Source organism: Streptomyces sp. NPDC001027, from assembly GCF_040299045.1.
GTDB lineage: Bacteria > Actinomycetota > Actinomycetes > Streptomycetales > Streptomycetaceae > Streptomyces.
This window is the reverse complement of sequence record NZ_JBEPBI010000431.1, coordinates 1-3,967: the sequence shown is the minus strand read 5'-3', so window position 1 is coordinate 3,967 and position 3,967 is coordinate 1. Positions and strand designations below refer to the sequence as shown.

At 75.3% G+C, this 3,967-nt stretch carries 5 protein-coding genes; 2 read left to right on the top strand and 3 right to left on the bottom strand.

Annotation, left to right across the window (positions count from 1 at the left end; genetic code table 11):
• Nucleotides 1-553, bottom strand: a 553-nt coding sequence (locus tag ABT300_RS42185; protein WP_351687944.1) for a glycerate kinase, incomplete at its 3' end; no start/stop codon positions are given.
• A gap of 137 nt (nt 554-690) precedes the next feature.
• On the opposite strand from ABT300_RS42185, the gene ABT300_RS42180 reads away from it, so the two are divergent.
• Nucleotides 691-1,191: an NUDIX domain-containing protein gene (locus ABT300_RS42180; protein WP_351687941.1), complete on the top strand. Its 501-nt coding sequence runs from the start codon at nt 691-693 to the stop codon at nt 1,189-1,191.
• 194 nt (nt 1,192-1,385) lie between these two features.
• Nucleotides 1,386-2,120, top strand: coding sequence for an SIR2 family NAD-dependent protein deacylase (locus tag ABT300_RS42175; RefSeq protein ID WP_351687939.1), 735 nt, complete (start codon nt 1,386-1,388; stop codon nt 2,118-2,120).
• Between the two features lie 30 nt (nt 2,121-2,150).
• On the opposite strand, the gene ABT300_RS42170 is transcribed toward ABT300_RS42175, so the two are convergent.
• Together ABT300_RS42170 and ABT300_RS42165 are read right to left on the bottom strand one after the other, a co-directional pair.
• A complete protein-coding gene (locus ABT300_RS42170) occupies nt 2,151-2,648 on the bottom strand; it encodes a methylated-DNA--[protein]-cysteine S-methyltransferase (RefSeq protein WP_351687937.1) in 498 nt (165 codons plus the stop codon).
• 9 nt (nt 2,649-2,657) lie between these two features.
• Nucleotides 2,658-3,967: DNA-3-methyladenine glycosylase 2 (locus ABT300_RS42165; RefSeq protein WP_351687935.1), on the bottom strand; the 1,310-nt coding region annotated here is incomplete at its 5' end.

Genomic DNA, 3,967 nt, shown 5'->3' with positions numbered 1-3,967 from the left:
GGTCCGCGCGGGCCAGCCGCGCGAGGCCTCCGCCGCCCGGCGCCACCGGCTCGCCGTCCTCGTCGAGGAACCGCGCGCCGAGCGCGGAGAGCATGCCCGCGCCGCCGTCCGTGGTCGCGCTGCCGCCGACGCCGAACACGATCGTCCGCACGCCTGTGTCGAGCGCGGCCCGCAGCAGCTCGCCCGAGCCGTACGTCGACGCCGTGAGCGGGGCGAGGACGCCGGCCGGGAGCCGTTGCAGTCCGCTCGCCTCCGCCATCTCCACCACCGCGGTGTCGCCGCGCACCGCGAACGCGGCCGTCACCTCCTGGCCGAGCGGCCCGGCGACCCGCACCTCACGGCGGGCGAAGCCGGCGGCGACCGCCGCGGCCACCGTGCCGTCACCGCCGTCCGCGACGGGCAGGGCCTCCACCTCGACGTCCGGCACGGCCCGGCGCAGCCCGGCCGTCACCCGCTCGGCGACCTCCACGGCCGTCAGCGAGCCCTTGAACTTGTCCGCGGCCACGAGCACCCGTCGGGTGCCCTGCCGTGCAGCGTCCGCCACCTTTGCCATCCCCTTGCTCTCCGGGCCCCGCGCACCTCAGGGCCAGTCGCGCCGTTGTGACCTTAACCGCAGCAGGCCCGTGCCGTCATGCCGTGCCCGACCGCCGGACGCGGCCTGCGGGCCCTCCCGCCGCGTACGCTTTCGGGATGACTGCCTCCAGCCCGCCCGGCTTCGCCGCGTACGTCGCCTCCCTGCCCCGCGTCCTGGCCGGAGCGGCCGCGCTGTTCCGCGACGCGCGGGGGCGGGTCCTGCTGGTCGAGCCGAACTACCGGGCCGGCTGGGCCCTTCCGGGCGGCACGATCGAGTCCGACACGGGCGAGAGCCCTCGGCAGGCGGCGCGGCGCGAGACGCTCGAGGAGATCGGGCTCGACCGCGACCTCGGCCGGCTGCTCGCGGTGGACTGGGTGCTCGGCCCGGACCGTCCGCCGCTGGTGGCGTACGTGTACGACGGCGGGGTCCTCGACGAGGCCGACCTCGGGGCGATCCGGCTGCAGGAGTCGGAGCTGCTGTCCTGGCGGCTGGTGCCGCGCGAGGAGCTCACCGGCCATCTGCTGGGAGAGCTGGGCCATCGGGTGCTGGCCGCGCTGGACGCCCTGGACGACGGCACGGCGACGGCCGAGCTGGAGGACGGCCGCCCCGCGCGCTGACCGACGCGGTCGCGCACGACCGGTCCTACGGCGTCCCGGGAGCCGCCCCCGCCGGTGAGCGCCCTGACCTCTACGAGGAGTTCGGCGTCGAGGGGGGGCGTGCCCCGGCCGTGCGGAGAGGGCGGCGCCGGGCGCTGCGCCCCGGACGGGTAATGCGCTCGCGGCCGCCACAGGCCCGCCCTACGCTCGAACGCATGAACAAGCCCCTTGTCGCCATCCTCAGCGGTGCGGGCGTCTCCACCGACTCCGGCATCCCCGACTACCGCGGCCCGAACGGGCTGTGGCGACGCGATCCGGAGGCGGAGAAGCTCGTCACCTACGAGCACTACATGGGCGCCCCGGAGATCCGGCGGCGCTCATGGCAGATGCGACGCACGAGCCAGGCGCTGAAGGCCGAGCCGAACGCCGCGCACCTGGCCGTCGCCGAGCTGGAGAAGTCCGGGGTCCCCGTACGGGTGATCACCCAGAACGTGGACGGGCTCCACCAGCTCGCCGGTCTGCCCGGGCGCAAGGTCCTGGAGCTGCACGGCAGCGCCCGCAGCGTCGTCTGCACGAGCTGCCGTGCCCGCGGTCCGATGGAGGACGCCCTCGCCCGCCTGGAGGCCGGCGAGGAGGACCCGCACTGCCCGGACTGCGGCGGGATCCTGAAGTCGGCCACCGTCATGTTCGGCGAGCGGCTCGACCCGGTCGTCCTCGGCCAGGCGCTCGCGATCAGCAAGGCCTGCACCGTGTTCATCGCCGTCGGCACCAGCCTGCGCGTCCAGCCCGCCGCCGGGCTCGCGGGCGTCGCCGCCGATCACGGAGCCCGTCTGATCATCGTCAACGCCGAGCCGACCCCGTACGACGACCTCGCCGGCGAAGTGATCCGCGAGCCCATCGGCACCGCCCTGCCCCGGCTCTTGCGGGGCCTGGAGAGGGAGAGCGCGTAGGGCCCTGACGGGCGGACCACGGGCCAGGCCCTAGAACAGGGTCCGCCCGACCGCGACGGCGCCGCTCTCGAAGTCCAGCAGCCGACGTTTGCGGTCCAGGCCGCCGCCGTAGCCGGTCAGGCCGCCGCCGGCCCCGATCACGCGGTGACAGGGCACGATGATGCCGATCGGGTTCTTGCCGTTGGCGAGGCCCACCGCGCGGGAGGCGCCCGGACTGCCGAGGGTTTCGGCGAGTTCGCCGTAGGTGCGGGTCTCGCCGTACGGGATCGCGCGCAGCCCGGCCCAGACACTGCGCTGGAACGGGGTTCCGTGCAGGCGCAGTTCGAGGGTGAACTCCGTCAACTCGCCCGCGAAGTAGGCCGTCAGCTGCTCCTCGGCGGCCTCGAAGCCGGTGTCGTCGCGGACCCCGAAGTTCTCCTCGGGCGGTCGGTGACGCTGGTCGGTCATGTAGAGGCCGCACAGGACGCCGTCGTCGGCTACGAGCGTGAGCGGGCCGTACGGGCTGTCGAAGATCGTGTGGTGCTTCACAGAACGTCCTTATACCGGAAGGAAGTTGATCGGGTGGCTGTCGGTCGCCCAGAGGTACTGGACGGCGTACGCGCGCCAGGGGCACCAGGCGGCCGCCCGCGCGGTCAGCGCCGCCGGTGTCGAGGGCAGGCCCAACTCCTGTGCCGCGCGCCGGATTCCGAGGTCGGTGGGCAGGAAGGCGTCGGGGTCGCCGAGGGCGCGCATCGCGATGACGTCGGTGGTCCAGGGGCCGAAGCCGGGCAGCGCGAGGAGCCTGGCGCGGGCCTCGGGCCAGTCGCTCTCCGCGCCGAGGCGCAGGGCGCCGCCGGCGAGTTCCCGCACGAGGGTGGTGAAGGTGGTGCGGCGGCTGCGCGGCATGGCGAGCGACGCGGGATCGAGCTCGGCCAGCGCCTCGGGGGTCGGGAAGAGGTGGGTGAGGCCGCCTTCGGGATCGTCCACCGGGTCGCCGTGGGCGGTGACCAGGCGGGCGGCGTGCGTGCGGGCGGCCGCGGTGGACACCTGCTGGCCCAGCACGGCGCGCACCGCGAACTCCGCCTCGTCGACCGTGCGCGGCACCCGCCGGCCGGGCGCCTTGTCCACCAGGGGCGCGAGCAGCGGGTCCGTGCGCAGCTGGTCGTCGACGGCGACCGGGTCGGCGTCCAGGTCCAGCATCCGCCGGCAGCGGCTGATGGCCACGGTGAGATCGCGCAGGTCGCTGAGGGTGAGCCGGCAGCCGATGTGGTCCGGGTTCGGGGTGAGCGCCACCACGCCGTGCCCGTACGGCAGCCGCAGTGTGCGCCGGAACGCGCCGTCGCGCCACTCCTCCACGCCGGGGACGCCGGTCGCGGCGAGATGGCCGAACAGGTTGTCGGGGTTGAGGGGGGCGCGGAAGGGGAGGCGCAGCGCGAGCGTCCCTGGCGCCGCCGGGCGGGCGGGGGCGTCCTTGCGCGGGGCGCGGGCGCGCAGGTCGCTCGGGGCGAGGGCGAAGACCTCGCGGACGGTGTCGTTGAAGGTGCGCACGGAGGCGAAGCCGGCGGCGAACGCGACGTCCGCCATGGGGAGCGAGGTCGTCTCGATCAGCAGGCGGGCGGTCTGGGCGCGCTGGGCGCGGGCCAGCGCGAGCGGTCCAGCGCCGAGCTCGCCGACGAGTTGGCGTTCGATCTGGCGGGTGCTGTATCCCAGCCGGGAGGCGAGTCCGGGAACGCCTTCGCGGTCGACGACGCCGTCCGCGATCAGCCGCATGGCCCGTGCGACCAGGTCGGCCCGCTGGTTCCACTCCGGGGAGCCGGGGCTGGTGTCGGGCCGGCAGCGCTTGCAGGCGCGGAAGCCGGCCTGCTGGC

What these genes read in the sequence shown, in the direction of transcription:
- ABT300_RS42180 (WP_351687941.1), top strand. Translation starts at nt 691, where the DNA reads ATGACTGCCTCCAGCCCGCCCGGCTTCGCCGCGTACGTCGCCTCCCTG.
- ABT300_RS42175 (WP_351687939.1), top strand. Translation starts at nt 1,386, where the DNA reads ATGAACAAGCCCCTTGTCGCCATCCTCAGCGGTGCGGGCGTCTCCACC.